The sequence below is a fragment of the Xanthomonas sp. SHU 199 genome, from assembly GCF_000364665.1.
In the GTDB taxonomy this organism is placed as follows: Bacteria; Pseudomonadota; Gammaproteobacteria; order Xanthomonadales; family Xanthomonadaceae; genus Xanthomonas_A; species Xanthomonas_A sontii.
The window spans coordinates 1-3,989 of the sequence record NZ_AQOI01000089.1 but is presented as its reverse complement, the minus strand read 5'-3'; the positions used below and the strand labels follow the sequence as shown (position 1 = coordinate 3,989).

At 71.8% G+C, this 3,989-nt stretch carries 3 protein-coding genes and 1 pseudogene; all 4 read left to right on the top strand.

Features of this window, described 5'->3' with window-relative positions; translation table 11 throughout:
- A pseudogene (locus D183_RS0104300) lies at positions 1-208 on the top strand (RDD family protein); the annotation flags it as partial.
- Positions 205-1,266, top strand: coding sequence for a stage II sporulation protein M (locus D183_RS0104295; RefSeq protein WP_017907908.1), 1,062 nt, complete (start codon positions 205-207; stop codon positions 1,264-1,266). The pseudogene D183_RS0104300 and the gene D183_RS0104295, both read left to right, overlap by 4 nt.
- Positions 1,256-2,965, top strand: a complete 1,710-nt coding sequence (locus tag D183_RS0104290) for a DUF4129 domain-containing protein (protein WP_026144181.1) — start codon at positions 1,256-1,258, stop codon at positions 2,963-2,965. Before D183_RS0104295 ends, D183_RS0104290 begins: the two co-directional genes overlap by 11 nt.
- A partial coding sequence (locus D183_RS0104285) for a DUF4350 domain-containing protein (RefSeq protein ID WP_017907906.1) occupies positions 2,962-3,989 on the top strand: 1,028 nt, incomplete at its 3' end. The genes D183_RS0104290 and D183_RS0104285, both read left to right, overlap by 4 nt.

Genomic DNA, 3,989 nt, shown 5'->3' with positions numbered 1-3,989 from the left:
CAGTTCCAGTTGCGCGCTCGCGCCGCCGCGACCGCTGCTGCCGGCCGAACAGGCGGCGCTGATCGCCTTCGCCGAGCGCGCGCCGCGGCTCACCCCGGAGCGGCAACTGGAACTGGCCGCGCTGGCGCAGCCGCTGACCGACACGCCGGGCCAGGCCGGGGTGCTGCGCCTGTACGCGATGGCCAACTGGCTGCTGGGCCGCCGATGAAACAGGAACAGTTCGTCCTCCGTCATCAGCAGGAATGGCAGGTGTTCGAGGCCTGGCTGCAGCGCAGCGCGCGCACGTCAGCGCCGAACAAGGCCGGCGCCGCCAGCGACGCCAGCAAGACCGCCGCGCCGCCGACCGCGATCCCGAGTCCAGGCCAGCCGACGCCGCTCGCCGACGAGGACATGCCGGCGCGCTACCGGCGCGTGTGCCACCAGCTGGCACTGGCACGCAGGCGCGGCTACAGCCCGCAGGTCACCGCGCGTCTGCAGCATCTGATGCAGCAGGGCCACACCGTCCTGTACCGGGCGCCGCGTCCGCGCTGGCGGCGCGCGGCGGAATTCCTGTTCGCCGAGTTCCCGCAGCTGGTGCGCAGCCAGGCCGGCTACATGGCGGCGGCCACCGCGCTGTTCGTGGTGCCGCTGGTGACCATCTTCGTGCTGCTGCAGTTCCGTCCGGAACTGATCCACGGGTTGATGGACCCGATGCAGGTCACCCAGGTCGAGCGCATGTACGACCCGGCCGCCAGCGCACAGAAGCTTGGCCGCGACAGCGGCACCGATTGGCAGATGTTCGGCCACTACATCATGAACAACATCAGCATCGGCCTGCGCACGTTCGCCAGTGGCCTGCTGGCGGGACTGGGCACGGTGCTGGTGCTGCTGTTCAACGGCATCACCATCGGCGCGGTGGCCGGGCACCTGCACCAGATCGGCTACGGCGTCACCTTCTGGCGCTTCGTTGCCGGGCATGCGCCGTTCGAACTGACCGCGATCGTGATCGCCGGCGGTGCCGGCCTGCAGCTCGGCCTGAAGGTGCTGGCGCCGGGACGGCGGCGACGCATCGATGCGCTGGTCGAAGGCGGCAAGATCGGCGCGCGGCTGTGCCTGGGCGTGGCGGCGATGCTGCTGGTGGCCGCCTTCATCGAGGCGTTCTGGTCGTCCATCGCGACCGTGCCGGCGTGGGTCAAGTACAGCGTGTCGGCGGCGCTCTGGACGCTGGTGCTGGCGTGGCTGTGGCGCGGCGGGCGCGGCCGCGCGGAGGCCATCGATGCGGATTGAGCGCCTGGACGTGGTGCTGCGCGCACGCTCGGCCTGGGAAGCGATGGAACTGGGCAGCGCCCTGGTCCGCCGCCACGCCGGGGCGATCTGGAAGCCCTGGCTGCTGGTCACCCTGCCGCTGTTCGCCGTGCTCAACCTCGGCGCCTGGGCGATCGATGCGCTGTGGCTGGCACCGCTGCTGCTGTGGTGGCTGAAGCCGGTGCTGGACCGGATCCCGCTGTTCGTGATCTCGCGCGCGGTGTTCGGCGACGTGCCACGCGTGCGCGACACCGTGCGCGCGCAGGGCGCCTGGGGCTGGCGCACCCTGATCGGCTACCTGACCTGGCGCCGGTTGAGTCCGGCGCGCAGCGTGTTCATGCCGCTGGAACTGCTGGAAGGCGCCAGCGCCAGCCAGCAACGCGAGCGCCGCCGCACCCTGGGCGGGGCCATCTACGGCCATGCGCTGCTGATGGCCAGCGCCTTCGCCACGTTCGAGGGCATGCTCAGCCTGGCCTGCATCGCCACGATCTTCCTGTTCGTGCCCATCGACCTGCTGCCGGAAACCGCGCGCGCGGCGTGGTCGCTGATCGGCCAGCAGACCCCGGTGTGGGCGGACATCGGCTTCAACGCCATCGCCTGGCTGGCGATGACCCTGATCGAACCGTTCTTCGTCGGCGCCGGCTTCGGCCTGTACCTCAACCGGCGTACCCAGCTCGAAGCCTGGGACGTGGAAATGGCGCTGCGCCGCATGGCCGCGCGCCTGCGCAGCGCCGCGCCGCTGGCGGTGCTGTGCGTGGCCCTGCTCGCCGCGCCGGCCGCGGCACTGCGTGCGCAGCCAGCGGCCGACGACACGGCGGTGCAGACGGCGGCGGAGCAGGATGCTCCCGCCGATGCCGGGCGCGATGACGGGACCGATGCCGATGCCGATGCCGATGCCGACACGGACACTAACAGTGCTGCGGATGCGGATGCAGATGCCGACACCGACAGCAAGCCCGCCGCCGATACCCACCACCACCACGCAGCGCATCCGGTCCCGCTGGACGAAGTGTTCGACACCGAGCCCGCCGCCGATGCGCGCTTCGCCCGCGCCGCCGACCGCGCCTACGCCGATCCACTGCTGACCGCCAAGCGCACCATCGGCTACTGGAAGAAGCGCAATCCCGACGAGCCGCCCAAGCCGGACGACAAGCAGCAAGACCTCACCGCGTTCGGCAAATGGATGAAGGCAGCCGCCCAGGCCATCGCGTTCGTCGGCAAGTGGGGCATGTGGGTCCTGGCCGGCATCCTGCTGCTGGTGCTGCTGCTGACCGCCAGGCACTGGCTGCCGTGGATGCGCGGCAGCGGGCGCCGGCGTGCAACGGTGGCGACGGCACCGGAGCACACGCCGGTGCTGGCGCCGCAACCGCTGCCGGACGACGTGGCGACGGTGGCACGACGCGCCTGGCGCGAAGGCCGCCACCGCGGCGCGCTCGCGCTGCTGTACCGGGCCAGCGTGGCGACGCTGTGCGAGCGCGCCGATCTGGTGCTGCCGCCCAGCGCCACCGAGGCGCAGTGCCTGCGCGCCGCGCAACGCCTGCCCGATGACGCCGACCGCAGCCTGTTCGCACGCATGGTGCGGGTCTGGCAGCACGCCGCCTATGCAGGCCGGCTGCCCGAGGACGGCGCCTTCGACGCGCTGGTCGACGACCTGCAGCGCCAGTTCCGGTGGCAGGCATGAACAGCGGCACGCGCAATGCGCTGATCTTCCTGGTCGGCCTGCTGCTGGTCAGCGTCGGCGCGGCCTGGTTCTTCGGCCGCTACGAACGCGCCGAGCGGGAGATCGTGCTGCCGCCACGCGGCGAGGCCGCCTACAACCCGCTGTACGCGCTGCGCCAGACCCTGCGCGCCGACGGCGTGCGTGCCGAGTCGCGGCAACGCCTGGACCTGGAGGCGATGCGCCTGCGCCCGCACGACAGCGTGGTGCTGTATGGCGACCCACGCATGCTCGGCAAGGCCGACGGCGACGCCTTGCTGGACTGGGTGGAGCATGGCGGACATCTGGTGCTGCGCACGCCCACCGCGGAGGTCAAGCGCGGCGACGTGCCGATCCTCGAAGCGCTGGACATCACCGTCGAGGCGCGCAGCCCGGACGACTGCCTGGTCATGGCGGTGCCGGGCGCGGCGCCCCACAAGGTGTTCTGCGGCGGCCGCCGCTTCAACATCGACCCGGATACGCCCAGCAACTGGTGGAGCGGCGAGGACGACGACTTCGTGTTCGCGCGCGTGCCCTACGGCGACGGCAGCGTGGACGTGCTGTCGGAGCTGGATTTCCTCGAGAACCAGGACGACCGGCTCGGCAAGATGTTCGAGGGCTCGCCGATGGAAGACGATCCGGTGCTGCGCAGCGGCGGGCTGCGCGAGGCCGGCAACCGCCTGCTGGCGCGGCAGGTGCTGGGGCCGAACTACGCCCAGGGCACCATCCACCTGATCTATTCGGCCGAACTGCCGTCGCTGTGGCGCACCCTGTTCACCCGCGGCTGGCCGGCCTGGCTGCCCGCGTTGCTGGTCCTGCTGGCCTGGCTGTGGTCGCGCATGCAGCGTTTCGGGCCGCTGCTCGCGCCGCCGGCCGAGGATCGCCGTTCGCTGCTGGAACACGTGCGCGCCAGCGGCGAACACCTGCTGCGCTACGGCCGCGCCGACCTGCTGCACGCGGCGGTACGCGAGGCGTTCCTGGCGCGGCTGCGCCGGCGCGCGCCGATCGC

Coding starts and splice junctions, on each gene's coding strand:
- D183_RS0104295 (WP_017907908.1), top strand. CDS start 205: ATGAAACAGGAACAGTTCGTCCTCCGTCATCAGCAGGAATGGCAGGTG.
- D183_RS0104290 (WP_026144181.1), top strand. CDS start 1,256: ATGCGGATTGAGCGCCTGGACGTGGTGCTGCGCGCACGCTCGGCCTGG.